Raw genomic sequence first — 26097 nt, forward strand, 5'->3', positions numbered from 1 at the left:
TCCACCGCAGAGCACTCAACCATCTATTATATTTGGCTGGAGTTCGGCGTCCTCGGCACAAAGCCCACCCCAAATCCGAACAACCGACCAATCTTCTCCAATGTTTCAAGCGTTGGGTTTGCCGTGCCGGCTTCGATCTCCGCGACTTGGCGCCTAGTAAGTGCCAGCATCTTGGCAAACTCGTCTTGCGTCGTGCCAAAGCTCTTGCGGATTTCCCTGACCGCGCCGGGTAACCGCAGGTCGCCATTGCGCGCACGCTCTGCCAGGTTGCGCCTGTTTTCCAGGATTTCTTCTTTGGTGGGCTTCTTCCAGCGTGCCATATCTCATTCCCAATCACGAGCACGTCGCCGAAACGCTATCAGCAATTTCGGCACACCGCCCCATGGCTCGTTCCAGAATTTCCGATGGCGCTCCCATATCTTTTGCCATACTGGGTGCGTGTCGTAGGCGTTCGGCAAACGCGGAAAGCGTAATCAGAAGCCCGCCTTGCTGATCCGGTTCAGGCATAAGTTCGGCACAAATGCACTTCCAATCCGGGAGATGGTCTCGACCACCGTTGCGCATCAGAGCCCAGCGGGTAGAGCGAACAATCCCCTCTTTGGCGAGCCGCATGGGCGTGAAGTCAAATAGCGGAGACAGACGGATTGTTCCGTCAGGATGTTTGCTGAGGGCCGAGTTCCGGCCGTGATTGTCAGGATTGCCGAGCGCCAAGTTGGTGACGTCGCGTTTCAGGTATTCGGCAATATCCGCGAACGGATCGGCCGAGTAACGACGCAGAACATCGATGTACGCCTCGTGCGTGCCGACATGGCCGAAATCGGCGACACCGATCGCGGATACGAGGCTTTCCTGTCCCAGCCGCACGGTTTCACCGCCTCCACCCTTCTTCCGGTCGAAACGGGGGATAATCAGCACGCCTTCGGCATAGGTGGAGGGTTCGCGGACGTTCAGACCGATCTCAAGGGCGATTCGAGAGTAAAGCGCCTCGCCTTCGAGAATGAGGCGATCGACGGGCTCAGTGCTTCGAACTAGCTTGACGATGACATAACGCACGGCCTCACCATCGGCGACGAAGCTGTCTGGGTAGTAGAGCCCGTCATTCGCTTGCGTCATGGAAACCTTTGGCCACTCCCCTTGCAGGCCACTGGAGCCCGAGGCGAGCATTCCAAACCGATCTGCGACTTCCATGAAGCGATCCGACCGCTCGAGGATTTCCGCCTCTGTCACGCCTTGGCGTCGTACGCCGCGCAATCGGTCCGCTTCAGCGTCAGCGGCTTCCTTGATGCGAATATTGCCTACTCCGCCCGTCGCCGAACGGAGAAGCAGGGGAAGGTCCGAAGCGCGCGAGCCTTCAGCAAGCCCGAGGTATTCGGCCAGTTTTCTCCTAGCGTGCCCTTGTGGCATCAGGTCCAAAAGGAATGGTGGCCAGTTAGGGCTGTATCGGCTTTCAAGGTCCACGGGATTGCGGACGGACAAGGCGCGATGGTCGCGAACCGTCTTTCCCGCCGCGAATTCCGCCGAGGCCTGCGTGACGAAATAGTCAAGATCGTAATCGACTATTGACGCACCCTGATAGCCGGCCGAGTCGTCCTTAAGTTCCAGGGTCGCGGCTTGATGCCACTCTCCGTTAAGATGCGTTTGAAGCGCCAGCTGCATTATTTGACCCTTTCAGTGGATCAATTAATGCTAATTTAAAAGAAAATCAACCCACTTTAATGGGTTGAAAGACGATGCTACTCACTTCTGCTGCCAAGAGAGTTCGGCCCGGCGTCTGTATTTTCTTCGCTGTCTGTGCGGAGCGATCTTCGTTGGCGCGCGCTGATAAAGCCGCTTTAGTCATCGAGTGTAAATTGCTCTCTGATGTCGTCAAAAGGTAGTATCCAGATTGTTTCGCACTTTTCAGGCGACGGCTCCGTGGGTTAAATATTGCGCCGCGTAAAGAGGACCATGTTCATGTACTTGCGGGTGGACCATTGGCTGGCTGCGATATGCCTGAGCCGTGCCGCCGCGAGACCTGTGCGCCGGCGAATTTCCTTCGGCGACGCGACCGGTTTGGCATAAGGCGGCCGGACTCTAACCGAAGCGGCGGAGCTTTCTCGCCTGCCCCATATGACATTACGAATCCGGCGTGATCAGCTCAACTGTCGGGAAATAGGTCCGATAACGACCTATGTCCCGCGTCAGCAAGGGTAGTTTTTGCACGGCGGCTTGCGAACCAATGAAAAAGTCCGGTAACACACCAGTGCGCGAACCGCCGGCCCTGCGGTATTGCCTAAATACCTTTCCGGCGAGAAACAACGCCGCGCGCGGCAACGAGGCAAGTTCAAAGCCAGCCGCTTCAATGAACGCATCCAGGTCTTCGATGCGTTCATAACGAACAGCGAGTTCTGCATAGATCACATCGTTGATCAACAATGGCCCCGCAAGGCTGGCAGCTTCCAGCTGCGCGACAGACCAGTCCGCCCAAATCGGATCATTGGTTACAAGATCGAGCAGGACATTTGTGTCAACAAGCGTCACGCTTCGCCACGTGTCATCGCCATGATGGCATCGGTATCGAGACCCTTCCCGGCATGGCCACGAAGTCTTTGGAAGCGGCTCGGCGGCTGCTTCTTGTCAGCCCTTGTCAGAACAACGCTTCCATCTGCAGCTCGAAGGAAATCTACCTTGCTGCCAGGAGCGATTCCGAGCAGGTCCCGAACCGCCTTTGGAATTGTGACCTGACCTTTTGCTGTGACTGTTGTCGTCATTTCCGCGACCTTGTAATACCGGACGCCACAAAGGTATTACCATCAGGCACTAAAATCAATATCATGCGCCTTATTCACTCGAGGCCCTTACAAAGTAACCAGCCGATTGCTACCCGCGGAGGTCGAAAGCGGGATCTCGCCTCCGGCACCAAGCGTCATGAACTCGGACGAAATAAGCGCGAACGCAGTAAGCGACAGAGCGAGCACGCCGCTCCACGCGGCGACACGTCCTTCGTCCTTGTACTCCTCTGATATAGCTTGCAACGACATTGATCATTCCTTTTTGCGGGTACTGCTGTTGGGTTCGGCGCGTGCGGTATCAGTGACCCGGTCCGACTGTTGAGCTTGTTCGTTTCACTTCGTGGGAACCGCACACTCCGCGCGTTGAGCGGGTCAAGACATAGGCGAATGGCAGGCTACTGAGCCTGGGTGGTAGGCCCGAACAGGAGCTCATTCACATCGACGTCGTCGGGCTGCGAGATCGCGAAGCGGCAGCATTGATCGTGGTTTCTCGTTCGGATCCATGGTCGCTTAGCGTCTAACAGAATGACGAGGCCTGGATTAGTCGACTGATCTCGCATGGAGTTGTGAGCTAGTTTCATGAATTGACGCATCTACGATGCAAGGTGGGCTGGCCAAGTGCTCACAATGATTTCAATGTCCAGTCTCTGCAAATTCGGTACAACCGCGATTTGCCCTGCAGGAGCTTGATGAATGCCCCGAGCGAGTGTCAATGATCTGATGGCCTTTCTGGCGGTCGCCCGAGAGAAGAGCTTCACGAGAGCGGCCGCGAAGCTCGGCGTCTCACAGTCTGCGCTCAGCCACATCGTCCGGCAGCTCGAAACGCGGCTCGGCGTCCGCCTTCTGACCCGTACGACGCGCGCCGTCTCGCTGACTGACGCCGGAGAGAGACTGTTCCAGGGCGTTGGCCCGCATTTCGATGAGATCGAGGCCGAACTCGAGGCTCTAACAGAGCTGCGGGAAAAGCCGGCGGGGAACATCCGCATCACGGCCTCTGACCACGCGATAAACTGGGTCATCTGGCCCAAGCTCCGGCGTTTTCTGCCAAACAACCCTGACATCAAGGTGGAGCTGGTGCGCGAGAACGGGCTGTCGGACATCGTGACGGAGCGTTTCGACGCAGGAGTCCGGATGGGCGAGCAGGTGGCCAAGGACATGATCTCGGCACGCATCGGTCCTGATTTCCGGTTCGCCGTCGTCGGCGCCCCCTCATATTTCGAGACCAAGGGAGTTCCCGAGACTCCGCAGGACCTCGTCCGACACAACTGCATCAACGAGCGCCTGCCCACCTATGGGGGTTTCTGGCGATGGGAGTTCGAAGACAACGGGCACGAGATCAAGATCCGGGTCGAGGGACAGCTTGCCTTCAACAATTCCTATCAGGGCTTGGAGGCGGCATTGGAAGGGTTTGGCCTGGCATACGTGCCGGAGGACGAGGCTCTGCCTCATATAGCGGAAGGCCGTCTGGTACGCGTCCTGGAATCATATTCGCCTTACTGGGACGGCTACCACCTCTATTACCCCAGCAGAAGACAACCCTCTCCGGCCTTCGTGGCGCTTGTGAACGCTCTGCGCCATCGGGAATGACGGCAGGCCGTCAGGTGCGGCGACGATCCGATTTTTGGCAATCTGGCGACACCGTCATCGCCTGGGACTGGGCGGAGGGATTGCCGCGTCCTTCGCGTTGAGCCAGCGTCACTGGACGAAGATGGCCAAGGGAAGCGACGACCCGAGGCGGATCGGCCGCGGAGGAGAAAACGACAGCAACGACACTCCATGCGCCGTAGAGCGAGGGAATTCCCGCTGCGACCAGGTTCAGGATAGGCATCGACGGCAAGGGCGGGATCGTCGGTCGCAAGCATTCTCGGGCGTTGGTAGCAATTTTGGAGGGAAGATCTGCTTCGCGGCGGGTCCTTTGGAGTTGACGGCGGCCTGCGGAGACCGCCGTCTTGGCTTCAAGCGAGGTCCGGAAGGCCGCCGATTAACTTGTCGAGCGTGATCGGATAGTGCCGGACCCTGACGCCGGTCGCGTTATAGATGGCGTTGGCGATCGCGGCGGAGACACCGCACAGGCCGAGCTCGCCGACGCCCTTAGCCTTCATCGGGGACGACATCGGATCCGTCTCGTCCATGAAAATCACCTCCTGATGGGGGATATCTGCATGCACCGGCACCTCATAGCCTGCGAGGTCATGATTGACGAAGAGGCCGCGGCGGATATCTACCGCAAGCTCCTCGGACAAGGCGCCGCCCGCGCCCATCGTCATCGCGCCGATAACCTGGCTGCGCGCCGTGATCGGGTTGAGGATGCGCCCTGCCGCGCAGACGGCGAGCATCCGGCGGATGCGGCTCTCGCCCGTGGCGACGTCGACGGCCACCTCCACGAAGTGCGCTCCGAAGGTCGACTGCTGGTGCGTTTCGGAGAGCTCGCCCCATTGGATCGTATCCTCGCCCACAAGACCGTCAGGACCCGCCGCCTCAGCAAGCGGCACTGAGCGGTTGCCCGAACGGACCTCGCCGTTTTCGAAGACGACGTCCTCGGAATTGAAACCAAGTTTCTGTGCGACGGCTTCCCTGAGCTTGACGCAGGCTGCGTAGACGCCCGCTGTCGAACAGTTGCCGCCGAACTGCCCGCCGGAACCGGCAGAAATCGGGAAACGGGAGTCCCCGAGATGGACGCCAACCTTGTCGACGGTGACGCCCATCATCTCGGCCGCGGTCTGCGCGATGATGGTGTAGCTTCCCGTTCCGATGTCGGTCATGTCTGTTTCAACGGTAACGACCCCTTCCCGATCGAGGCGGACGCGAGCTCCGGAGGGAAGAAGGAGATTATTGCGGAAGGCGGCCGCGACGCCCATGCCGATCAACCAGTCGCCCTCGCGCTTCGACCCCGGTCTTCCTCTTGCGCTCCACCCGAAGCGCTCAGAGCCGAGCTTCATGCATCCGACGAGATCGCGGTGTGAGAACGGCCGCTCAGGCTTCTCGGGGTCGACCTGGGTGTCGTTGATAATCCTGAACTCGACCGGATTGATGCCGAGTTTCTCGGCCATCTCGTCAATAGCGACCTCCAGTGCCATCAACCCCGGCGCCTCCCCCGGAGCGCGCATGGCATTACCCTCGGGGAGGTGGAGCGTTGCCAGCCGCATTGCCGTCATGCGGTTCGCACCGGCGTAAAGCAGCCTTGTCTGGTTGACGGCCGTCTCCAGACCGCCGCCCGGAAGGTCGCCCGACCAGCTTTCATGAGCGATCGCGGTAATCTTGCCGTCGCGTTCCGCTCCGATGCGGATGCGCTGGATGGTCGCCGGCCGGTGGGTCGTGTTGTTCATCATGAGCGGACGCGGCAGCGCCACCTTCACGGGTCGTTTCGCAGCCTTTGCTCCAAAAGCGGCAAGGACGGCGTCGGCCCGCAGGAACAGCTTCCCCCCGAAGCCGCCACCAATGAAAGGCGACATCAGGTGGATCTTCTGCTTGTCGATATCGAGGGTCGTCGCGAGATCCGACCGCCACCAGTCGATCATCTGGCTGGACGTCCAGACCGTCAGCTCCTCGCCGTTCCAGGCGGCGATGGAAGCATGCGGCTCCATCATCGCGTGGGACTGGTCCGGCGTCGTGTAAGTCTCGTCCAGGGTGATCGGAGCCGTCCTGAAGGCTGCTTCGAAATCGCCGGCGGCTGAGTCCGGCTGCTGCGACTCGTCCGGCTTCACCGCCGAATCCATCGCCTCCCTGAGATCGAAGACGCCCTTCTCTTCGGCATAGTCGACCTTGACCAGCGCTGCGGCGGCGCGGGCTTGTTCAAAGGTTTCGGCCACGACGACGGCGATCGCCTGGTGGTAGTGCTGGACCTCATCGCCGCCGAAGAGCTTGGCAGTGTTGAACCTGCCCTTCTTCCGCTCGCCGACTTCAGGCGCGCTCACAACGGCAAGTACGCCCGGCGCCCTCTTGGCAGCGGAGACGTCCATTGACTTAATGCGTCCCTTGGCAATCGCGGCTCCGACCGGGTAGCCATAGGCATAGGGTGTGGTCGGGTCATGCCACTCGTATGCGTACATGGCCCGGCCTGTGGTCTTGAGCTGGCCGTCGATGCGGGGGATGGGGCGGCCGACCACTTTGAGCTGGTCGATCGGGTTGGTTGTTGCTGGCCTATCGAACTGCATGGCTCACCCCCTGGCTTCGGCGATGACCGCGGCGAGCGTGCGCTCGACCAGGTCAACCTTGAAACGGTTCTGTTCGGTAGGACGTGCGTCCGCGAGAAGGATACCGGCGGCGGCGCGCGTACCTTTCGCAAGAGCGGCTTCGGCCGCCTCGACACGCCAAGGCTTGTGGGCAACTCCACCGACGGCGACCCGTCCGGTTCCATCCGGTTGGATGACGGCGCCGACGGAGACGAGCGCGAAGGCGTAGGAGGCGCGATCGCGGACCTTCCTGTAGATGTGGCGCCCCCCGATCGGCGGCGGGAGAATGACCGCCGTGATGAACTCGCCGCTTTCCAAGACGGTCTCAATATGCGGCGTATCGCCCGGCAGACGGTGGAAATCGGCGATGGGGATGGAACGCCGGCTGCCGTCCCCCTTCAACGTTTCGACCACGGCATCCAGCGTCCGCATGGCGATCGCCATGTCGCTCGGATGGGTGGCTATGCAGGCGTCGCTCGTGCCGACGACAGCGTGCTGGCGGCTGAAGCCGCCGATGGCCGAACAGCCGGTGCCTGGCTGCCGCTTGTTGCACGGCTGATTGGTATCGTAGAAATAGGGACAGCGCGTGCGCTGCAGGAGGTTTCCCGCCGTCGTCGCCCTGTTGCGGAGTTGGCCGGATGCGCCGGCGACGAGCGCTCGGGAGAGCAGCGCGTAATCTCGACGGACTGTTTCGTGTGCGGCGAGCTCGGTATTGCGGACAAGCGCTCCGATGCGCAGCCCGCCCTCCGGGGTGGCTTCGATCTTGTCTAGGCCGAGGTCGTTGACGTCTATCAGATGCGTCGGCGTCTCGATCTCGAGCTTCATGAGGTCGAGAAGGTTGGTACCGCCGGCGATGAACTTCGCGTCCGGATTGGAGGCGGCCGCCTTGGCCGCGGCCTCGACGGACGAGGCACGCTCGTAGGTGAAGGCTCTCATGCTTTTGTCTCCGCGACTTCGACGATGGCGTCGAGAATGTTGGAATAAGCGCCGCAACGACAAATGTTGCCGCTCATGCGCTCGCGGATTTCGGCCGGCGTGACGGCCGTCTGTGCGGTTAGGTCGCCAGTGACGTGGCTCGGGATGTTCGCCTTGATCTCTTCCAGCACCGCCACGGCCGAACAGATTTGTCCGGGCGTGCAGTAGCCGCATTGGAATCCGTCGTGCTTGACGAAGGCCGCCTGCATCGGGTGGAGATCGCCTGGCTTTCCGAGACCTTCAATCGTCGTGATCTCGTCACCCTCGTGCATGACGGCCAGCGTCAGGCAGGAATTGATGCGATGGCCGTCGACCATGACCGTGCACGCGCCGCACTGGCCGTGATCGCATCCCTTCTTCGTGCCCGTCAGATGAAGATGCTCGCGCAACGCGTCGAGCAGCGTCGTCCGGTTGTCTACGTCGAGGTCGCGGCTCTCGCCGTTGACCGTGAATGAAACCTTCGATGTATAGGCCATTTCATTACCCGCGGACTGTGCCACCGCCTTCCCGGCGGCCCCGGTGACCGCGACAGTCGCGGCCGACGAGATAAGTAAGTCCCGGCGGGACATTTCAAGTTGAATCAGGGTCTGCATGTCCAGTTCCACTTCGTTCGTTGGACGGAGGCGCGCGCGAGATCGCTCGAGCAACGACACCGTTCGAAACGTAGAGAATGCTGGGACAGCGATTAGGGGTGCTTTCGCGCATGCAGTTATCGATCTGGCTCATGAAAGCTCCTTGCCTGAACCTGCGAGTGGGCACCAATCCCGGCCAGCGGGGCGAAATACTCTCTTCTCGTGGAACCGCAGGATCCTGTCACGCCCGAGATCTTCACGACGCTCGCAAAGCCTCTGCTCGCAGTTTTCGACGCGGGGGAACGATGTTTTCACCTTGTGCCGGAGCAATGGCCACCGGTGCTGCCATAGATACACGCGGATACAAAAATGAGGTTTCGGGACACATCCCTGGTTCAAATGTCGTGTGAAATCCCAATGCGACCCATAGGGCCGAGAATGGCCTAATTTTACGAAGGATGACGAAATGAAAACTATCCATGCTATCGCGCTCGCCCTTGCTTTCGCGGGAAGCGGATCTCCTCTCGGTGTGGCGCGCGCTGAGGAGCCATTGCAACGCACCGATCTGCTGAAGAACGATGTCGACATACCCGGTCGCCAAGTCGTGCAGGTCCGCGTTGACTTCGCACCAGGCGTTCTGGCCGCGAGGCATTCCCACCCCGGCGAGGAGGTTGCTTATGTCCTTGAGGGAACGCTGCAATACGAGCTCCAAGGCCGAAAGCCCGTCGTGCTTACGGCCGGGCAATCCTTGTTCATTCCATCAGGCGTGGTTCACTCGGCAAAGAACGTCGGTAGCGGCAAAGCATCGGAGCTGGCAACCTACATTGTCCGCAAAGCCCAACCACTCGTCGAGCCTGCGAAATAGGTCCCGCGAACCTCATTTTTTCGGCGAACGCCGATTTTGAGGCTTTTTTAACAGTATCGGCCCCAAGCAGCGACCCGGCATGCTCTTAAAACCAAAGATCGCGCACACAGCGCCCTTTGGAAGGAAGGTCTTCAAACGTGTCGAGGCCGTCGAAATGATCAATAGGCAGGTCATGAACGAGATCCGGCGGCGCAAGCCGCAAGTTTACAGCCATGCGCCGTCGGCCATCCTCTTGAAGCCGTAAGCCCCGCCAGCTCAATACACACGCGCAGGATGGGCAGAACAATATTTCGAGAGACGACTTATCCCTGCCTGCGCGGGTGTAGGAGGCAGTCTGCCCGGTGACCGCGATACGCTCTCCTTCGAAATCATAGGCCCATAGAGCGCCGTAGCGTCGGCAGAGCGTGCAGTTGCACGCCGTGATCGAGCTGGGATCACCTTCAAGTGTCCAGCTCGCCCTGCCGCAATGACATGAGCCCGTCAGCATGATCGTAGGTTCAATCCTGCTTCATATTTAAGGACGCCATCCTGCCCCAATCACGCGATGACCGCAATTGCCGCGATCCGGCTGGTGTCGCGCCCTAAGCGGCCAGATGGGTTTCCACTAGACTTCGGCATTTCCACGATCTACATTCGAGCCTCGGTGAGCCTGAAATTGTATCAGGTCTCAGCCCCTTCGCGTCGCCCACCGCAAAGAATTGCGGTTCGGGCCTGCGCTTCAGCCCTCAATCCAGCGTAATCTCACCGTGCAAGCGGGAGGAGTTTCCATGGCCACTGCCCAATGCGCCTGCGGCGCTCTTAGACTGATGTTTAGCGAACCGCCGCAATTGACTGCGCTGTGTCACTGTTTCGCTTGCCAGCGAAGGACTGGTGCGCCATTCAGCGCTAATGCGTTCTACTCGATTGACTGTGTCGAAATATTTGGAACGTCGACAGAATTCATTCGTACTGGCGACAGCGGTCGCAAGGTCCGAATGCATTTTTGTCCCATTTGCGGCTCGACCGTCTATTGGAAGGCTGATGTTTCGCCGTCCTGGATCGGGGTGGCGGTAGGTTCATTTGTCGAGCCGGCCTTCGCGCCGCCTGCCATGTCAGTATTCGAACAATCGAAACATAAGTGGGTGCAGCTTGACGAAACGATAGAGCCTTTCCAAGGCCTTCCAATTGGCCAATATTAGCGGGAATCGACGCGGGAAGGCTAGCAGTCGGTGGGCGCACCGAGCTTCGGCTTTCGGACGCCGGCCCGGCGCCAGGCCAACACGTGGATAGCCGGCATCCGAAACCCTTCACAATAGGCGACATCCATATCGGCCTCCTTCCCCCTGCCAGCATCTTGAATCTGATTGGCAGCCCTTGGAAATCTCTTCGATTCAAGACAAGATCATCACGCTCTAGTGTGGGGGGACGCCGATGGAAAACCATGAGCCGTTTTTGCGCGACGCGATTGCGCTCTCAAAATCCGCGATGGAAGGCGGCGACGAACCATTTGGCTCGGTGCTTGTGAAGGGCGGCGAAATAATCCTTCGTGCCGAAAACAGCGTCTTCACCGGCCACGATATGACGAACCACGCCGAGATGAACCTGGTAAGACTGGCGGCGCAGCACTACGACTCTGCTTTTCTCGGTGACTGCACGCTCTACACCAGCACGGAGCCGTGCGCGATGTGCTCCGGGGCGATTTATTGGTCGGGCATCGGGCGTATGGTGTTTGCGTGCTCCGAAACGCGGCTTGGCGAGATCGCTGGGATCGGGTTGAACGTGCCGAGCCGGGCGGTGTTGCAAACGGGCGCGCGCAACGTCACTGTGATTGGTCCGACGAACCTCGAAGACGATGCCGCCAAAGTCCATCAGGAATTCTGGCCGAAGCATCTGGGCAAGGCATAGTCTCTTTCGTCCGAAATGCCGCTGGAGGGCACATCGAGGAGGTGTGTCTGGACACCTCCGACGCATCTTCTCAAATGGGGTCTTCACCCATTGCCCGCGCAACGCGCGCCCTATGGCCGCTGTGGGCCGATAGCGGAAGAAGCGCCGTTGTAGCCACATGCATATTGTCATGCTCTTTGATGTCGACGCTACTATCGCCGATGATCGGGTCAAAAAGAGCTATGTGCATCGAGTATGAGTCGACTCCCTCGCGACGGCTTGGCAGCTCAGTCAATATGGAAGCGGGACACCGCTTACCAAATACGGGTCCAAGAGCAGCGATCACCGCTGGCAGAAAACGGGTACGTACCTCACGTTTTTCCATCTTGAACCCCTAATACTTTGGTCTAAAGTTCAATGTGCTGGAGGCCGCGAGGAGGCGGCTTCTCACAAAAAAGATGTCATCCTTGGGAGGGAAATGATGCAGAAATTTGATATCGCAATACCACCAAATGACCTCAATCTGCTCCAGTCGGTTCTTGACGCTTGGTGCACACAGCAGCGCATCCTGCGCAAGGATGCGACCGCAGAAGCAAAGATACTGATCAACGAGTACAAGCGCGGCATTCGCTCGCAGATCGCACTCATCGACGCACTTATAAACAGCACCACGCACTAGCGGGTTCGACATCCGCTTATAGTCGAGAACCCGGCCTAACCAGCCGGGTTTTTCATGCCCATGAATCCTAAAGGATCGCGCTGCCGTCGATGCATGTCACCACATTACCGCCGATCCAAGTTTCGTGACCGAGCTGTTCCACATGTATGCGGCCTGCACGTCCCAAAACAGTCCCCTGGCTGGCCACATACGTAGATGGCGCGATGCCGCTTCCAATCAGCCACTGGGCGAGACCGGCATTCAGGCTACCCGTGACCGGGTCTTCGAAACCAGCCGCCGTAAAGGCGCGTACCTCGAAATCGGCCTCACGCCCATCTTTCGTTTGTATCCATGGAGCAACGATACCAACCCGCAGACCAGTCAGGACCGCGAAATCCGGGCGTAGCGCAAGAACCTCATCCCTGGAACGCAGTAGCACTGCCAGCCAGCCAGGCCCGTTGTCCACCCAATTCGCGTCAACGATAGCATCTGGAGTAAGATGAAGCCCCCTAACGATCCGCGCCAAAGTCTCGGGCTCCACGGGTCCGGTGCGACGTAAATCGGGAGCTGCGAAGGAAAGCCGGTCGCGGTCACGGCGAATACGGATAAGGCCCGCTTCGCACTCTTGGATGATCTCGCTGCCGTGAGCCTTTCCACCGGCAGCCAACCATACATGACAACTCCCTAAGGTAGGGTGGCCTGCGAAGGACAGCTCTTGTGAGGGCGTAAAAATCCGGACGCGATAGTCTGCGTTGGCCGCCCTCGGATGAAGCAGAAAGGTTGTCTCGCTAAGGTTTGTCCAGTTGGCGAAAGCGGCCATTTCCGAGTCAGTCAATGCATCTGCGCCAACTACGACGGCGAGCGGGTTGCCTCGCAAAGGCAGCGAAGAGAAGACATCAACCTGTTGGAATGTGAATTTCATGGTTCCTTGCCTCAACATGATCGCCCTTGTGTTCGGAACGAGATCGTCGCGACGAAACACCGCAAAAGCGCGTGATATACGACAACGGGAGCCCCTGACTAAAGGGTGGAATACTCGCTTTCGCAGAATTTGGCCGCAAAATTCAAAGTTATGCGACCGATTTTTGCGAAAGCTCGCGCGTCTTACGACGCCATGTCTCCTTCGCGCCAAAAGCGGACATTCGATCTCGTCAAGTTTCAAACTGCGACCGATGCATCTACACCGCAAACGCAAAAGACACCGCGGCTTCCACGTGGATCGCGTTCGAACCCATAGTTCCTCGGCGGTTCCAAATTCTTGAAAAGCGACGTATAACGCGAGAAGCTTACAACACGTTTTATGCATACACCGCATGGCGAGCTCGCCCAATGTCATTTTAGTCTTCTTCACTACGATCAGATCTCTTTACTAACACCAACGCGCTTCCTGGGTTATTACATATGAATCCGGTTACGATATTTGGAGCGATGGTCATCGGTACCGCATCGCTACTCTCGTTGGGCGTCCTCCCGATCCTGCTTGGTGGATTGGACGAGGTAGGCCGACTGAGCAAAGCTGGGATCGGCCAAGCGGCAATGTTCGAACTGTTCGGCCTTGCATTGGGTTCTGCCGCGGGCGGCTACTGGATGGGGCGCGGCGCCATGCGGTTGAAGACGGTGGCTGCAGGCCTCGCGTTGGCAGTCGTGAACGTGGCCACCGCGCACTCTGGAAGCGAAGTGATTATTCTGCTGGATCGCGCGGTAGCAGGATTGCTTGGCGGGCTACTCTTCGGCGCGGCGAACGCGATCATCGTGCGCTCGAACAATCCCGACCGCTTGACTGGTATCCTTGTCGGCGCTTCCGTGGTTCCCCAGATTGGTCTGGCCTATTTGATCCCGGTCGTTCTCATTCCCAAGTTTGGGATCGAGGCTGGTTTCTATGCACTCGCCGCCGGGGCGATGGCAGCGGCCGCGTTCGCTGTCACCCTCGTGGACCGGGTCGCTATCCACGTTGCCTCTGAACGAACTCGTATCTCATTCAGCGGCCCGCTGATGCTGTTTTGTATCGGCACCGTTCTTCAAAGCGGCGGGCTGGGTGCAGCCTGGACCTATATCGAGCGCGTTGCCAATCAGCACGGGCTCAGCCCTTCCATAGTCGGGCTGGCCTTTTCTTCCGCCCTTGCGGGCCAAGTTGCTGCGGCGTGGCTCTCCGCGTGGGTGGTTCCGAAGATCGCAAAGTGGCCCACGCTGTTTTCGCTGGTGCTTGCTCAGACAGTTTTCACAGCCGTCGCCGTGCAGATCGCCCTGCCAACAGCCTTCGTCGTTTCCGTCTGCGTTTTCGCCAGTACGGCAGCAGCGGCACAGGCGTTTCAGATGGCCGAAATCGTCAGGCTCGACGTGACCAGAAAGGCCGCTGTCCTGATCCTGCCGATGATCCTCTTCGGAAACGGACTGGGACCTTTGCTCGCGTCGTTCGCGACAACAGAGGTCGATGTGCTCGGTGGCTGCTGGGTGGCTGTCGCGATGTCTGCGATATCCCTTCTTCTCTATGTCGTCTGTGCCGCTGTCTCCGCTCGGCGACGGCTGACTTCCCCAGTGGAAGCTAAAGCCACACTCGGCAGCTAATCCATATCGGGTCAAGTCAGCAGGCAGCCAGAATATCTGTCGCGTAGGCGAGATCCGCGTTGCCATCGAACTGCGGAAAGCGTTCGACTAGCGGCTCCAACAGAGCCCGGACGGCCGAGGACTGTTGCTGCCGAACCCTGAGCCGTGCCAGACTAAGTGTGGCGCGTATCTCCCACGCTGCAGCGGCGCGCGACTGCGAGATAGAGAGGGCGCGCGAAATGAAAGTCTCGGCCTCGATCATACGTCCTGCCGTCAAATGGTGCTCGCCAGCGCCGCGGAAGTGTTCCGAGGCACACCAATGCTGTGGCGCGGATTCGATACGGTGAAGATCCACGGGCCTGTGAAACCCACAATGGATGCTCGTCATCATGTCCGCATGTGACGGAACATGCGGCATCCAATCGATCGGCGCTGTGTCAAAGGACCTGCGGCCGTCGCGAAGACGTTCCAAAGCTTCGTGGGCGCTTGGGACATATCTTGACCAACCGGGATTCCTGTACTCCCTCGCCAGTTGTTCGTGCAGCTTCGCGCTCTCGGCCGCCTTTTCGATGAGGCCCGCCCAGAGATATACGCACAGGCCGCACCACGCCACCCATGCGACCGTCGGAACGTGCCCTCCATCGAGCGCTATCCGATGAGCCTCATCCATCTCGTCCAATCCAGAGACGAATTCACCCCGGATCCATAGAGCGCGCGAGCGGAGGACACGCACGCTCGGCACGTGGTCGAACGCGATTGACGTACCGGGTTGTGCTTGTGCTGCGAGGTCGAGCGCGCGGTCACAGTCGCGCACGGCGGCGCCGAACTCGGAGCGATAATACTTGGTGTAACCGTTGAGATAGTGCGCTGTTCGGAAGGAGTCGGAATCCTTCAGGCGTTGAGCCAGTTCGAAGACGCCTGCACCATAGGATTCGAGGTCCTCGACATTTGCTCCAGTTAACGCACCGATCGTCAGCGTCACGAGCGCGCTCATCTGATGATCAGGGGCGTTCAGACGCTTCGAGAGTTCAAGGGCGCGCAACGCAATGGATCCGATGCAGTCGATGAAGTTCGGCGGATCAGGCGGCTGTGTGTCGAGAAGCATCTGGGCCGCGTGGCCGCAGACGCGCATCTCCAACCACAAGGCATCTTCGGTCTGCAGGTCACGAGGTATCATGCGAAGCGTTTCTATCGCCCGGTGCACGTATTCCACCCTGACGTTCAGAGACTGACTGAAGCCGATTGCTCCTGCCATCAATCTCAGAGCTGTATGCCAATCACGGCTTCGAACTGACCAATCGTGTGCCGCGCGCCAATCGTCCAGGATGATGGCATGCCTCCGCCTGATGTCCTCTTTCGAGGCTTCGAGTTGATTGATTGCGCCCAGTCGCCGCAAAGTATGGTCCATGAAACGGGCGTAGGCTGCGGCGGCGTCTTCGCTTTCGAGCAGCTTGAGCCTCGCATAGACCCGCATCGTTTCGAGGAAGCGGAACGATGCATTCTCCCCGCTGAAGTCGACTGTGAGGAGTGACTTCGCCGCCAGGTTCGCCAAGGCATGATGAACCCCGTCACCGGACAATGTCTCGTCTGCAACGATTGATCTCGCATCCTCGGCCGCGAAGCGCGCCGGAAAGACGCCAAGGCGCCGCATAACCAGCGCTTCCTCCGCGCTTAGGGCGTCGTAACTCCAGTCGACTGCCGCCTGCAGCGTCCGGTGTTTTGGCAATGCCGTTCGCGCGCCCCGTGTCAGAACATTGAACCGATCGTCGAGCCGACGTGCGAGCTCCGAGATCGTCATGGTGTCGCTCGTCGCCGCGGCGAGTTCTATGGCAAGCGGACTTCCGTCCAGCCGTCGGCAGACCTCGCCCAGCAGAGAGGCGTTGGCGTCATCGACAGCGAACGCGAGCGAGCGACGGCCGGCAGCCTCCGCGAACATCTGGATTGCAGCGTAGGCCATGGCTGACCGCCCAGTCAGCACGGCACCCTCAGGTGGACAATCCAGTGGCTCGAGCGGAAATATACGCTCGCCGGGGACTCGTAGCGGTTCCCGGCTGGTGGCGAGGATCGAAACGCCACCGGTCCTGCTGGTCAAACTTGCCACCAGCGCCGCCACATGACCGATGACATGTTCGCAGTTGTCGAGGACGAGCAAAATCGTCCGGCGGCTCAGCGCACGCTCGATGTAGGTGGACACGTCGTTTGGGCTCCCATCGAGTTCGAGCGCCTCAAAAAGCCGGGTCTCGATATGAAGGGATGACACTGATGTCGAGAGGTCTACGAACACGCATTCCGTGCCTGCGTTGTCGGCGTGTTCGGCGATAGCTGCCAGCGCCAGGGCCGTCTTGCCGATGCCTCCCGGCCCAACAATCGTTACGATCCGATGCTGGGCGACAGCATCGCCGAGGCGCGCCAGCGCTTCGCCTCGACCGAAGAGCGTGGTGAGTTGTCTCGGAATCGCATGCGATAAGGGCGGCGGTGTCGACATCGCTGCGCCAATGGGCGAGACCGGGCCCGCAAAAACATATCCTTCACGCGGCACCGTCGTGATGTCGAATGTGCCGTCTGCTCCTCCGGAGAGCGCTTTGCGGAGGGCCACGATGTGCACGCGGAGGTTCACATCCGCGACATGCAGGCCGGACCAACCTGCCGCCAACAGCTCCTGCTGGGTGACGACCTGGCCGGAGCGTTCGACCAACGCGACAAGGACGCGGCAGGCCCGCGCCCCCACGTTCAGCCGGACGCCGTCACGTCGCAATTCGAGCCGCATGGGGTCGAGTTCAAAAGGACCGAATGTGAACTGTTGCACTGACACGACTGGCTCCGCGCGACATCGAGCCCGTAAATACCGGAATCCCGAAAGAGCGACAAGGTGGCGGCGTACCCAAGCGGCTTTCCAGGCCATCTGCATCAGACCATTCTCGGTGCGTTCAAGGTGCGCTTGGGGTCCGCCCTAACAACTCTTAACAGCTACCAACTTGAAGCAATCGCACCTCCGTTCGACAGTCCATCCATCAAAAATGAGGCGGACGAAAGGGAGGTTTGCCAATGCCTATTTCGGCTCACAACGCGCAAGCGATCATCGATCATGCTGAAGCCAAGGCACGGGAGATGGGCTTGGCGGCGATCATCGCGATCCTCGATGACGGCGGACACCTGAAGGCGTTTCACCGGATGGATGGCGCGGTCCTTGGGTCCATCGACATCGCAATCCGGAAGGCCAAGACCGCGGTGCTCTTTCAATGCAACAGCGAGGACGTTTGGGACTACCTGAAGCCTGGAGCCCCAGCGCCGCATCTCGAGCTGACCAACGATGGTTTGGCACCTTATGGAGGCGGGATCGCTCTCAAATGTCCCAATGGAGGAATGGCGGGTTCGCTCGGCGTTTCCGGCGGAACCATTGAACAGGACACCAAGATCGCCAGGGCGGGACTTGCCGCCTTCGAGGCGATGCTCCGCTAGACATCAACCCAATCACAGAGAGGCAATGACATGAGCAAGACGATCCTCATCACCGGCGGCGGCTCGGGCTTCGGCAAGGCTGCTGCAATTGGAATGGCCAAGAACGGCCACAATATCATTGCGACCTGCCAGGTTTCGCCGATGGTCACGGCCATGCGCGAGGAAGTGGCGGCGCTTGATCTCGGCAAACGCATCCGCGTCGAGCGCCTCGACCTCACGGATCCCTATGACATCAAGCAGGCGCAGGGTTGGGATTTCGACGTTCTCTGGAACAATGCGGGCCAGGGTGAACCGGGCCCGGTCTGGGAAATCCCGGTCGATATCGTCCGACGCAACTTCGAAACCAATGTCTTCCTTCCGTTGACGCTCACGCAGGGTGTCATCCAGCGGTGGATTCGCGAAGGCAAGCATCATGGCAAGAAGGTCGTCTTCACGTCCTCGATGGGCGGTCTGTTCACGCCGGCGAACTGGGGCACCTATGTCTCGACGAAGCATGCGCTGGAATCGATCGCGGAGGCGCTGCAGCAGGAACTCGCTGCCTACGGCATCAAGATCCAAACCATCAATCCCGGCGCCTACTACACCGGATACAATGAAACGATGGCTGACAACCCGTTCCGCTGGATGGACGACGGTAAGAACTTCACGAAGCGTGCCGATCTCCGGAAGGGCTTCGACGACTTCTTCGCCACGCCGGAAGGCAAGATGGACCCGACCGAGATGATTGATCGCATGATCGAGATTGTTCCGTCCGACACGGGCAAGTTCCGCAATGTCTGCCCGAAGGTGATCGAGGACATGCTCAAGGATCACCAGCTCAAGGCCTGGGAAGCCCAAATCTAAAATACCTGCGGCGTTGCCCCCGCCGCTCTTCTCCCGCCGCCGGGATTTGTCCATCGGCATGATGACTCATTCCAAGGAGTTCAGAGATGAGTAGACGCAAGACATCAGTGGCAACGCTTCGAGGGACCGCTGTCGCGGTCGCCGTTTCTGCCGCCACCGCTTTTGCTGGCACGGCCATCGCCGACGAGACTGCCAACAAGGCGACCATCCAGACGGCGTTCGATGCATGGGCCTCGGGCACCGGAAGTCCATATGATCTGCTGGCTGACAACGTCGAGTGGACGATCACAGGAAACTCAGCGGCGTCTAAAACCTACCGCAGCCGGGATGCCTTCATCAACGAGGTGATCAAGCCGTTCAACTCCCGAATGAGCGTCGGCCTCAAGCCGACGATCCGGGACATATACGCGGATCGCGATACGGTCATCGTCTTCTTCGATGCGGCAGGAACAGCGAAGGACGGTCAACGGTACAAGAACACCTATGCGTGGTTCCTCGACCTTGATGGCGGCAGGATCGTCAAGGCGTCAGCGTTCTTCGATAGCATCGCGTTCAACAAGCTCTGGGAGCTGCCAGTCGCGGCCGAGTAAACCCGTCAGGACAGAGGGAGATCGAAATGAAAACCTGGTTCATAACCGGAGCATCGCGCGGGTTCGGCGCCCGCATCGCGCAGCTAGCCCTAGAGCGGGGAGACAACGTCGTTGCCACCGCCCGCCGTGCGGCATCAGTCACCGACAAGCTCGGGGAGCGGCACAACCTTATCGCTGCGACCCTGGACGTCACCAACGAAGATCAGGCTCACGAGGCAGCCAGACAGGCCGTCGAACGCTTCGGGTCTATTGACGTGCTGTTGAACAACGCGGGCTTCGGTCTCATCGGGGCGGTTGAGGAAGCCACGGCGGAGGATGTCGAACGCCTCTACCGGACAAACGTCTTCGGCCTACTGACGGTGACACGAGCAGTCCTTCCGCAAATGCGGGCACAGCGCTCCGGCCGCATCCTCAACATCTCCTCCATCGGCGGATATCGCGCTGGTGCAGGCTTCGGAGTCTATTGCTCCACCAAGTTCGCGGTTGAGGGATTGTCAGAGGCGCTTCAAGCGGAGCTCGGACCCCTTGGAATCCATGTGACCGTGATCGAGCCGGGCTATTTCCGGACGGATTTCCTCGATCCCAGCTCATTGTCGGCGAGCAGCAACCGGATCCGCGACTATGATGGAACGGCAGGCGCTGTGCGCGAGCACGCGGCATCACTCAATCACAACCAGCCTGGAGACCCGGAGAAGTTCGCTCGGCAGGTCGTTGCCTTTGCCGACGTCGATCAGCCACCCGTGCGCATGCCGTTCGGAAGCGACACGGTTGCTGCGATCAAGGCCAAGCATGCCTCAGATGCAGATATCATCAGCCGCTGGCGCGAGGTCTCTGTCTCAACCGACTTCTGAGGCTCTGGCCTGGCTTCACCAGTGTTGCGTTTTGACCGAAGCCGACATTTGATGTGCGCCGCGTTAGTCGCGGAGAAATAAATGGACGGCACCCACCTCTTCGAACTGGTGATCGCGATGTTTCTTGCGATCATTGCGCTTCACTATCTCGCCCATCGGCTGGGACTGCCGCCGTCAGTGGCGCTGCTTACTGGCGGCGCCGCTCTGGCCTTCGTGCCTGGGCTACCAGCGATCGAGGTCGATCCCGAGCTCGTGCTGGTCATTTTCCTTCCACCTCTTCTGTTTGATGGTGCGTGGTCCATCGCAGTGGATCGGCTGAAACGCCACATGTTTGGTATTGCCTCGCTAGCTGTCGGTGCGGTGTTCTTCACGACCGTGGTCGTGGCCGTTGTTACCCATGTTCTAATGCCGTCGTTGCCGTGGGCCGGCTGCGCAGCGCTTGGTGCCATCGTTTCGCCCCCGGACGCCGTGTCGGCTCGTGCCATTCTCGAGCGAGTCAACTTGCCCCGCCGACTTCAGATCCTTCTGGAAGGAGAGAGCCTCCTGAATGACGCGAGCGGGTTGGTGCTCTTCCGGTTCGCGGTCGCCGCTGCAACAACTGGCGCCTTCAGCGCAACCAACGCTGCCGGGACGTTCATCCTTCTTGCCGCCGGAGGAGCCATCGTCGGCTGCGTGGTCGGATATGCTTGGGTAAAGCTTGTACGGAAATTACACGACGATTACCTTATGATCGCCGCGACAACGCTAATGTGCTGGATTGCATATCTTCTCGGAGAGCAACTCCATGTATCAGGTGTCATCGCCACCGTCACAGCGGGCCTTATCGCTTCCTGGTATCAGCACACGGTCATGTCGGCGGCAACACGCATGCGCGGCACCTCCTTCTGGACAGTACTTGTCTTTCTGATGGAAGCGATGGTCTTCATTCTTATCGGTCTGTCGCTCCGTGACATCGTGGAACGCGGTGGAGGCTTTGGCGCTTTACTTGAGACTATGGCTCTTCCGGCGCTTGCTATCCTTGTCACCATTGTCGTCGCTCGCTTCGTTTGGATCTTCGCCTCCGATGTAGCAATCGAATTAGCGCACCGAACGGGGCTTGCACGGTCAGTTCCCATGGGAACTGGCGCCGCTACGGTTCTGAGTTGGGCGGGTGTCCGAGGCGTGGTCACACTTGCCCTGGCATTGAGCCTGCCGGATGCCTTTCCGGGACGAGACTTCATTCTCGTCATCGCGTTTGCGGTGATCATGGGGACCGTGCTCCTGCAAGGTACGACACTCGGAGCGGTGATTTCCTGGGCTGGGTTGCGGGGAACGGAAGCCGAGGGGGCGCCGATGACGATGAGCCAGGCGGAGGCAGCGATGGCTCAGGTTCAATTCGCGAAGGTAAAAAGTCTCGCCTTTGACACCGACGGAAACTTGATCCATCCGCAACTGCTGAGAAGGTACGAGCATCGCGCGACAGCCATCATCGACTACGCGCAACGAACTGAGGACTATGTCCCGATGCTCCATGCTCATTTCGACGTTGTTCTTGAGGCAGTCGCCGTCGGTCGAACAGAACTTATACGGCTGCGTAGGGCTGGGCAGATCGACGATGAGACCCTTCGTGAACTCGAACGGGACCTCGATTTGGAAGAACTCAGCGCGATTTCTGCCAAGGCCTGATCGGAAGTCGAGGAACCCGACATGGCCGCTTTGGGGGCCGACAGCGGACATCGTGGCGTCGCAAACTTTTTCTATTTCTCCGTCGATTTTGATCATGACCGCCAGGGATATCGTCAATGGGATGGGAAGCACTCGGGCAATGGGGTGAAGACGCGGTTCGCATCGAACCACTCACCGGCGGCGTTGCCAACGACGTGTGGAGCGTTCGCATCTACGGGCAGATCGCGGTCGGCCGTCTCGGCTCCAGGGCCGACGCTGATCTCGCATGGGAAACCGGGCTGCTCCAACATCTCGACCGTGAAGGGATGACCGTTCCAGTGCCGATTCCGACGATGGACGGCCGGCTGTTCGTGGACGGTCTCGTGGTCATGAGATACATGGAAGGCGGACCGCCCGAGACGGAGACCGACTGGCGTCGCGTGGCCGACACGCTCCGCGAGCTGCATCGGCTGACGCAGGGCTGGCCGCAGCGCCCTGGCTGGCGATCGTCGAGCGACCTCCTGCATGCCGAAACCGGAACGAGGATCAACCTCACCGCGATGCCGCCCGAGGGCGTTATTCGATGTCGAGCAGCATGGGCGCGGCTAGTCGGACGCCAGACATGCGTTGTCCACGGCAACCCCAACAACCCCGGCAACGTCCGCATGACCGCAGATCGGATCGCGTTGATCGACTGGGATGAGTCACACGTCGACGTCCCCGACCTTGACCTGGTGCTACCCGGCAACGCTGCCGCTCTCGACGACGGCGCTCATGACATCGCCGCGCAAGCGTCAGCCGCATGGGAAGCCGCCGTCTGCTGGCAGGACGAGTACGCAGTCAAGCGGCTTGCCGAAGTTCGCCCGGTCTGAGTAGTTCAGCCGGATCGACGTTTCCCCAAGCCGACGGCCGTCGCGGGCCTTCGGCTGAAAAGCGCTGGAAGCAGAATGTCTGCTTGGGGTGGATGGAAGAACCATAGCGAACGTTGAACCCCGAAAGTCGGATGTCCTCAGTTGACGCCGAAGCGGTTATTCCTGACGCCGCCCTTGCCGCGGCCGGCTACCGCTTCAGACAGCGCAAGCGATGTAACCGCGAAATGGTATGGGGACGAAACCTGCGTCAAGGTGCGCGGGTGAGGGTTAACGCCCGATCGACCAATCGGCGCGCAGTTCGTCGGCGCTCGCGGTTTCAAGGCCGCAAGCCTCGAGTGCGGCCGCAGCCGCAACGACCAGAGCAGCATTGTCGGCAGCTGTCACGCCGCTCGGCAGAACAAGATTGTTCTCGAAGCCAACGCGAGCATGACCGCCCAGCAGCGCACCTGCGGCAACGCATGCGGTCTCTTCCCGACCGAAGGCGCAGACCATCCAGTGCGCGAAGCGCGGACGGCCGTGAACAAGGAAGGCAAGCAGGTCGGCCGGCCGCGAAATCTGTCCCGGCGTATAGCGTCCGAGCACATAGAGTACCGGGACATCGTCGAATGGCACGAGCCCACGCTGTTGCATGACAGCCAGAGCGGACGCCTCCTCGGGCGTGTAGAGGATGATCTGAGGGGCGATCCGCTCGCGTTTCAGCCACGACAGGAAGTCCGCGAACGCGGTCTCAAGGGAGGCATCTGGGACCAGTTCGCGCAGCGCCAACGACACCGCCTCGGGACGGGTGGCGCGCACCACCCCCATCTGCTCAGCCGGTCTGTACCTGCCGACGGCCTCGCTGGTGATCTGGACGACGAGACGCTCGCCCACTGCATCGCGTATCGCTTTCGTCACCTCAAGGTAGGCGTCGGCGTCGAGCAAATGACCGCCCTCTCGATCACGAACATGCGCATGGATCATCGCGGCGCCCGCCTCGAGGCAGGCGGCTGCGGTGCTGGCCAGTTCCTTCGGGCCGATCGGCAGGGCGGGGTGGTCACTCTTGCCGCGCCGCCCGCCGTTCGGCGCAACGGCGATTGCCGTTGGCGCGATGAATCCTGGGCCGGTCGGGCTCGAATCAGCGGTCATGGATAGATACAGTCCAATTGTTTCAGTATTGCGTGATGTGTAACATATGTTGCATGATAAGTTCGCTCCAAATCGCGCCATCGTCAATCGAGGAAAGCATGACACGCATCCTGCACCGCCAGATCCACGCGACTCTGCCCGTCGCGAGTGGCGGCAAGGGCATCGAACTCTTCGACCGCGATGGCCGCGCCTATATCGACGCGTCGGGCGGCGCGGCGGTTTCCTGCCTCGGCCACGGCCATCGCGACGTGATAGCCGCCCTCCACGCACAGGCCGACAAGCTCGCCTATGCCCACACCAGCTTTTTCACCAACGAGCCGGCTGAGACACTGGCCGACATGCTCATCACCGGCGCGCCCCAAGGCATAAGCCACGCCTATTTCGTTTCCGGCGGCTCTGAAGCGGTGGAAGCGGCGCTCAAGATGGCGCGCCAGTTTTTCGTCGAGACGGGCCGGCCAGAGCGGCGCAACGTCATCGCCCGCCGCCAGAGCTATCACGGCAACACGCTCGGAGCGCTCGCTGCCGGCGGCAACGAATGGCGCCGGGCGCAATTCCGCCCGTTGCTGATCGACACGCATCACATCGACCCATGCTATGCCTACCGCTACCGCGAAGCCGGCGAGAGTGAGGAGGCCTACGGCCTGCGCGCCGCCAAGGCGCTCGAGGACAAGATTCTCGAACTGGGGTCGGATACCGTCATGGCCTTCGTCGCGGAACCCGTCGTCGGCGCCACGGCGGGTGCGGTGCCGGCCGTTCCCGGCTATTTCAGGCGCATCCGTGAGGTCTGCGACAGCTACGGCGTGCTCCTGATCCTCGACGAGGTGATGTGCGGCATGGGTCGCACGGGAACGCTGCATGCCTGCGAGCAGGACGGCGTCGTGCCCGACCTGATGACAATCGCCAAAGGCCTCGGCGGAGGCTACCAGCCCATCGGGGCAGTGCTACTGTCACGTCGCATCTTCGACGCTTTCGCGGAAGGCTCCGGTTTCTTCCAACACGGCCATACCTACATGTGTCACCCTATGGCCTGCGCCGCAGCACTTGCCGTCCAAGAGGTCATCGAGCGTGATCGCCTGCTCGACAACGTCAAGGCGATGGGTGCCCATCTCGCCCGGCGCCTCAGTGAGCGCTTTTCCAACCACACCCATGTCGGCGACATCCGCGGCCGTGGCCTTTTCATGGGGCTTGAGCTGGTCGAGGACCGTTCGTCGAAAGAGCCGTTCGACCCGAGCCGCAAATTGCATGCGCGCATCAAGCGCGAGGCGATGGCGCGTGGCCTGCTGGTCTATCCGGCGGGAGGTACGATCGACGGCGCGCGAGGCGATCATGTGCTGCTTGCGCCGCCCTTCATTATCGACCGGGCGGCAATCGACACGATCGTCGAACGGCTTGGCGACGCCGTCGATGCGGCCGTCGCCTGAGCACAAGATCAATCCGGCATATATGCGCCCAACGCGGTCAGTACCGCCTCGGTCTGCCTGACCTTGGCCGCGCCCTTCGCCCCGCTGCGCGTCAGCATGGTTGCGGCAAGCGCCTCGACGGTCGCGACCGCCGCCGCCACCGACGGAAAGAACGACGGGCTGTCGACCGAAAACCGCAGGATCACGTCGGCGTCCCGCGTTAGGGGCGCCGCCATGCTGTCGACAATCGCCAGTACAGGCACGCCGCGGCGGCGCGCCACGTCGGTCACAAGACCGAGTTCCCGCGAATAGGGCTGAAAGCCGATCGCCACCACCGCCTCACCCCTGTCGAGCGAGGCCAGTTCGGCTTCGAGGGCTCCGCCGTCGCTGCCGAGCAGTGTGACGTCGTTCCGGAACATGCGGCAAAGATAGACCAGGCAATGTGCCGGCGCGCGGCAGCTCCGGAACCCGACGACGCGAACACCCTTGGCTTTTTCAAGCAGGACGCATGCAGCCTCTACGTCGTGCGTTGAATTCGTCGTGGTGGCTGCCGTGATATTGGCCGCCGTCGCGTTGACGGATTCGGCGAAGATCGTCTCCCGAGCCGATCTCAGCACCAGCGCGTCGGCTTTCGCCGCATAGGGCGAACTGCCCGATCGCAGCCTGTTCTCGAACGGCTCGCGCAGTTGCGCCCAATCGCCGAAGCCGAGACGGCGGGCGAGTCTTACGAAAGTGGTCGGCGTCACCTCAGAGCGGCTCGCCAGCACGCGCATGGAAACGAGCGCAACTTCGTCGGGATGATCGAGCAGGAAACGGGCTGCCTTGCGGAGCTCCGTGCTGAGCGACGGAAGCACTTCCAGAATTTTGTCTTGTGTGGTCGCGAAGCTCGTCAT

27 protein-coding genes and 1 pseudogene are annotated in these 26097 nt (G+C 60.3%); 13 read left to right on the forward strand and 15 right to left on the reverse strand.

Going from position 1 to position 26097, the window contains the following annotated elements; genetic code table 11:
* Positions 1-26 precede the first annotated feature (26 nt).
* From N2599_RS28220 to N2599_RS28240, 6 genes and pseudogenes are all read right to left on the reverse strand, one after another.
* A complete protein-coding gene (locus tag N2599_RS28220) occupies positions 27-320 on the reverse strand; it encodes a helix-turn-helix domain-containing protein (protein ID WP_027510354.1) in 294 nt (97 codons plus the stop codon).
* 13 nt (positions 321-333) lie between these two features.
* The gene (locus tag N2599_RS28225) at positions 334-1656 is read right to left on the reverse strand and encodes a type II toxin-antitoxin system HipA family toxin (RefSeq protein ID WP_027510355.1); all 1323 of its coding nucleotides are present in this window, start codon (positions 1654-1656) and stop codon (positions 334-336) included.
* A 243-nt stretch (positions 1657-1899) separates the two neighbouring features.
* Positions 1900-2036: pseudogene (locus tag N2599_RS38140) on the reverse strand (IS256 family transposase); the annotation flags it as partial.
* Between the two features lie 79 nt (positions 2037-2115).
* Positions 2116-2520, reverse strand: coding sequence for a type II toxin-antitoxin system VapC family toxin (locus N2599_RS28230; protein ID WP_027510356.1), 405 nt, complete (start codon positions 2518-2520; stop codon positions 2116-2118).
* On the reverse strand, positions 2517-2750 hold the full coding sequence (locus tag N2599_RS28235; RefSeq protein WP_027510357.1) for an AbrB/MazE/SpoVT family DNA-binding domain-containing protein: 234 nt from the start codon (positions 2748-2750) through the stop codon (positions 2517-2519). Before N2599_RS28235 ends, N2599_RS28230 begins: the two co-directional genes overlap by 4 nt.
* A gap of 87 nt (positions 2751-2837) precedes the next feature.
* On the reverse strand, positions 2838-3020 hold the full coding sequence (locus tag N2599_RS28240) for a hypothetical protein (protein ID WP_027510358.1): 183 nt from the start codon (positions 3018-3020) through the stop codon (positions 2838-2840).
* 444 nt (positions 3021-3464) lie between these two features.
* Between N2599_RS28240 and N2599_RS28245 the strand changes: the two genes are divergently transcribed.
* Entirely contained in the window at positions 3465-4358 is an 894-nt protein-coding gene (locus tag N2599_RS28245) for a LysR family transcriptional regulator (protein WP_027510360.1), read from the forward strand.
* Between the two features lie 10 nt (positions 4359-4368).
* Here N2599_RS28245 and N2599_RS28250 read toward each other — a convergent pair whose 3' ends face one another.
* The 4 genes from N2599_RS28250 to paoA all read right to left on the reverse strand — a co-directional run bounded on the left by N2599_RS28250 (position 4369) and on the right by paoA (position 8511).
* Entirely contained in the window at positions 4369-4629 is a 261-nt protein-coding gene (locus N2599_RS28250; RefSeq protein ID WP_156915278.1) for a hypothetical protein, read from the reverse strand.
* Between the two features lie 97 nt (positions 4630-4726).
* Positions 4727-6925, reverse strand: a complete 2199-nt coding sequence (gene paoC / locus N2599_RS28255; RefSeq protein ID WP_027510362.1) for an aldehyde oxidoreductase molybdenum-binding subunit PaoC — start codon at positions 6923-6925, stop codon at positions 4727-4729.
* A 3-nt stretch (positions 6926-6928) separates the two neighbouring features.
* Positions 6929-7879: an FAD binding domain-containing protein gene (locus N2599_RS28260; protein ID WP_027510363.1), complete on the reverse strand. Its 951-nt coding sequence runs from the start codon at positions 7877-7879 to the stop codon at positions 6929-6931.
* Positions 7876-8511, reverse strand: a complete 636-nt coding sequence (gene paoA / locus N2599_RS28265; RefSeq protein ID WP_037142064.1) for an aldehyde dehydrogenase iron-sulfur subunit PaoA — start codon at positions 8509-8511, stop codon at positions 7876-7878. The genes N2599_RS28260 and paoA overlap by 4 nt, the downstream gene beginning before the upstream one ends.
* Positions 8512-8956: 445 nt before the next feature.
* Between paoA and N2599_RS28270 the strand changes: the two genes are divergently transcribed.
* Positions 8957-9355, forward strand: a complete 399-nt coding sequence (locus N2599_RS28270) for a cupin domain-containing protein (RefSeq protein WP_027510365.1) — start codon at positions 8957-8959, stop codon at positions 9353-9355.
* An 85-nt stretch (positions 9356-9440) separates the two neighbouring features.
* Here the strand turns inward: N2599_RS28270 and N2599_RS28275 are convergent, their stop codons facing one another.
* Entirely contained in the window at positions 9441-9842 is a 402-nt protein-coding gene (locus tag N2599_RS28275) for a GFA family protein (RefSeq protein WP_084606467.1), read from the reverse strand.
* Between the two features lie 280 nt (positions 9843-10122).
* Between N2599_RS28275 and N2599_RS28280 the strand changes: the two genes are divergently transcribed.
* From N2599_RS28280 to N2599_RS28290, 3 genes are all read left to right on the forward strand, one after another.
* Complete coding sequence (locus N2599_RS28280; protein WP_027510366.1) at positions 10123-10533, forward strand: GFA family protein; 411 nt, start codon at positions 10123-10125, stop codon at positions 10531-10533.
* 232 nt (positions 10534-10765) lie between these two features.
* Positions 10766-11239 carry a nucleoside deaminase gene (locus tag N2599_RS28285; protein ID WP_027510367.1) on the forward strand — a complete coding sequence of 158 codons (474 nt, stop codon included), beginning with the start codon at positions 10766-10768 and terminating at the stop codon, positions 11237-11239.
* Positions 11240-11696: 457 nt separating this feature from the next.
* Positions 11697-11897: a hypothetical protein gene (locus N2599_RS28290; RefSeq protein ID WP_037142067.1), complete on the forward strand. Its 201-nt coding sequence runs from the start codon at positions 11697-11699 to the stop codon at positions 11895-11897.
* 67 nt (positions 11898-11964) lie between these two features.
* Here the strand turns inward: N2599_RS28290 and N2599_RS28295 are convergent, their stop codons facing one another.
* On the reverse strand, positions 11965-12798 hold the full coding sequence (locus N2599_RS28295) for a PhzF family protein (RefSeq protein WP_167333903.1): 834 nt from the start codon (positions 12796-12798) through the stop codon (positions 11965-11967).
* A 614-nt stretch (positions 12799-13412) separates the two neighbouring features.
* Here N2599_RS28295 and N2599_RS28300 point away from each other — a divergent pair.
* Positions 13413-14441 carry a hypothetical protein gene (locus N2599_RS28300; RefSeq protein WP_167333904.1) on the forward strand — a complete coding sequence of 343 codons (1029 nt, stop codon included), beginning with the start codon at positions 13413-13415 and terminating at the stop codon, positions 14439-14441.
* Positions 14442-14457: 16 nt separating this feature from the next.
* On the opposite strand, the gene N2599_RS28305 is transcribed toward N2599_RS28300, so the two are convergent.
* Positions 14458-17232, reverse strand: coding sequence for an ATP-binding protein (locus N2599_RS28305; RefSeq protein ID WP_156915280.1), 2775 nt, complete (start codon positions 17230-17232; stop codon positions 14458-14460).
* A gap of 233 nt (positions 17233-17465) precedes the next feature.
* Here N2599_RS28305 and N2599_RS28310 point away from each other — a divergent pair, with 233 nt between their 5' ends.
* The 6 genes from N2599_RS28310 (at position 17466) to N2599_RS28335 (ending at position 22679) form a co-directional block, all read left to right on the forward strand.
* Positions 17466-17879, forward strand: coding sequence for a GlcG/HbpS family heme-binding protein (locus N2599_RS28310; RefSeq protein ID WP_027510372.1), 414 nt, complete (start codon positions 17466-17468; stop codon positions 17877-17879).
* Between the two features lie 30 nt (positions 17880-17909).
* The gene (locus tag N2599_RS28315; RefSeq protein ID WP_027510373.1) at positions 17910-18722 is read left to right on the forward strand and encodes an SDR family oxidoreductase; all 813 of its coding nucleotides are present in this window, start codon (positions 17910-17912) and stop codon (positions 18720-18722) included.
* Positions 18723-18808: 86 nt separating this feature from the next.
* A complete protein-coding gene (locus N2599_RS28320; RefSeq protein ID WP_051336579.1) occupies positions 18809-19312 on the forward strand; it encodes a nuclear transport factor 2 family protein in 504 nt (167 codons plus the stop codon).
* Positions 19313-19338: 26 nt separating this feature from the next.
* Positions 19339-20163 (forward strand): oxidoreductase, encoded by an 825-nt coding sequence (locus N2599_RS28325; RefSeq protein ID WP_027510375.1) that lies wholly within the window; start codon positions 19339-19341, stop codon positions 20161-20163.
* Between the two features lie 81 nt (positions 20164-20244).
* Positions 20245-21828: a Na+/H+ antiporter gene (locus tag N2599_RS28330; RefSeq protein ID WP_027510376.1), complete on the forward strand. Its 1584-nt coding sequence runs from the start codon at positions 20245-20247 to the stop codon at positions 21826-21828.
* A gap of 116 nt (positions 21829-21944) precedes the next feature.
* Complete coding sequence (locus N2599_RS28335) at positions 21945-22679, forward strand: phosphotransferase enzyme family protein (RefSeq protein WP_027510377.1); 735 nt, start codon at positions 21945-21947, stop codon at positions 22677-22679.
* Between the two features lie 267 nt (positions 22680-22946).
* Here the strand turns inward: N2599_RS28335 and N2599_RS28340 are convergent, their stop codons facing one another.
* On the reverse strand, positions 22947-23804 hold the full coding sequence (locus tag N2599_RS28340) for a beta-keto acid cleavage family enzyme (RefSeq protein WP_051336580.1): 858 nt from the start codon (positions 23802-23804) through the stop codon (positions 22947-22949).
* Positions 23805-23902: 98 nt separating this feature from the next.
* Here N2599_RS28340 and N2599_RS28345 point away from each other — a divergent pair, with 98 nt between their 5' ends.
* Entirely contained in the window at positions 23903-25225 is a 1323-nt protein-coding gene (locus N2599_RS28345) for an aspartate aminotransferase family protein (RefSeq protein ID WP_027510379.1), read from the forward strand.
* A gap of 8 nt (positions 25226-25233) precedes the next feature.
* Here N2599_RS28345 and N2599_RS28350 read toward each other — a convergent pair whose 3' ends face one another.
* The gene (locus N2599_RS28350) at positions 25234-26097 is read right to left on the reverse strand and encodes a MurR/RpiR family transcriptional regulator (RefSeq protein ID WP_027510380.1); all 864 of its coding nucleotides are present in this window, start codon (positions 26095-26097) and stop codon (positions 25234-25236) included.

It is taken from the genome of Rhizobium sullae (genome assembly GCF_025200715.1).
Classification (GTDB): domain Bacteria; phylum Pseudomonadota; class Alphaproteobacteria; order Rhizobiales; family Rhizobiaceae; genus Rhizobium; species Rhizobium sullae.

Coding starts and splice junctions, on each gene's coding strand:
- N2599_RS28240 (WP_027510358.1), bottom strand. CDS start 3,020: ATGTCGTTGCAAGCTATATCAGAGGAGTACAAGGACGAAGGACGTGTC.
- N2599_RS28260 (WP_027510363.1), bottom strand. CDS start 7,879: ATGAGAGCCTTCACCTACGAGCGTGCCTCGTCCGTCGAGGCCGCGGCC.
- N2599_RS28345 (WP_027510379.1), top strand. CDS start 23,903: ATGACACGCATCCTGCACCGCCAGATCCACGCGACTCTGCCCGTCGCG.
- N2599_RS28315 (WP_027510373.1), top strand. CDS start 17,910: ATGAGCAAGACGATCCTCATCACCGGCGGCGGCTCGGGCTTCGGCAAG.
- N2599_RS28310 (WP_027510372.1), top strand. CDS start 17,466: ATGCCTATTTCGGCTCACAACGCGCAAGCGATCATCGATCATGCTGAA.
- N2599_RS28275 (WP_084606467.1), bottom strand. CDS start 9,842: ATGCTGACGGGCTCATGTCATTGCGGCAGGGCGAGCTGGACACTTGAA.
- N2599_RS28285 (WP_027510367.1), top strand. CDS start 10,766: ATGGAAAACCATGAGCCGTTTTTGCGCGACGCGATTGCGCTCTCAAAA.
- N2599_RS28280 (WP_027510366.1), top strand. CDS start 10,123: ATGGCCACTGCCCAATGCGCCTGCGGCGCTCTTAGACTGATGTTTAGC.
- N2599_RS28225 (WP_027510355.1), bottom strand. CDS start 1,656: ATGCAGCTGGCGCTTCAAACGCATCTTAACGGAGAGTGGCATCAAGCC.
- paoA (WP_037142064.1), bottom strand. CDS start 8,511: ATGCAGACCCTGATTCAACTTGAAATGTCCCGCCGGGACTTACTTATC.
- N2599_RS28295 (WP_167333903.1), bottom strand. CDS start 12,798: ATGAAATTCACATTCCAACAGGTTGATGTCTTCTCTTCGCTGCCTTTG.
- N2599_RS28330 (WP_027510376.1), top strand. CDS start 20,245: ATGGACGGCACCCACCTCTTCGAACTGGTGATCGCGATGTTTCTTGCG.
- N2599_RS28350 (WP_027510380.1), bottom strand. CDS start 26,097: ATGACGAGCTTCGCGACCACACAAGACAAAATTCTGGAAGTGCTTCCG.
- N2599_RS28235 (WP_027510357.1), bottom strand. CDS start 2,750: ATGACGACAACAGTCACAGCAAAAGGTCAGGTCACAATTCCAAAGGCG.
- N2599_RS28245 (WP_027510360.1), top strand. CDS start 3,465: ATGCCCCGAGCGAGTGTCAATGATCTGATGGCCTTTCTGGCGGTCGCC.
- N2599_RS28290 (WP_037142067.1), top strand. CDS start 11,697: ATGATGCAGAAATTTGATATCGCAATACCACCAAATGACCTCAATCTG.
- N2599_RS28220 (WP_027510354.1), bottom strand. CDS start 320: ATGGCACGCTGGAAGAAGCCCACCAAAGAAGAAATCCTGGAAAACAGG.
- N2599_RS28335 (WP_027510377.1), top strand. CDS start 21,945: ATGGGATGGGAAGCACTCGGGCAATGGGGTGAAGACGCGGTTCGCATC.
- N2599_RS28270 (WP_027510365.1), top strand. CDS start 8,957: ATGAAAACTATCCATGCTATCGCGCTCGCCCTTGCTTTCGCGGGAAGC.
- N2599_RS28320 (WP_051336579.1), top strand. CDS start 18,809: ATGAGTAGACGCAAGACATCAGTGGCAACGCTTCGAGGGACCGCTGTC.
- paoC (WP_027510362.1), bottom strand. CDS start 6,925: ATGCAGTTCGATAGGCCAGCAACAACCAACCCGATCGACCAGCTCAAA.
- N2599_RS28340 (WP_051336580.1), bottom strand. CDS start 23,804: ATGACCGCTGATTCGAGCCCGACCGGCCCAGGATTCATCGCGCCAACG.
- N2599_RS28300 (WP_167333904.1), top strand. CDS start 13,413: ATGTTCGAACTGTTCGGCCTTGCATTGGGTTCTGCCGCGGGCGGCTAC.
- N2599_RS28325 (WP_027510375.1), top strand. CDS start 19,339: ATGAAAACCTGGTTCATAACCGGAGCATCGCGCGGGTTCGGCGCCCGC.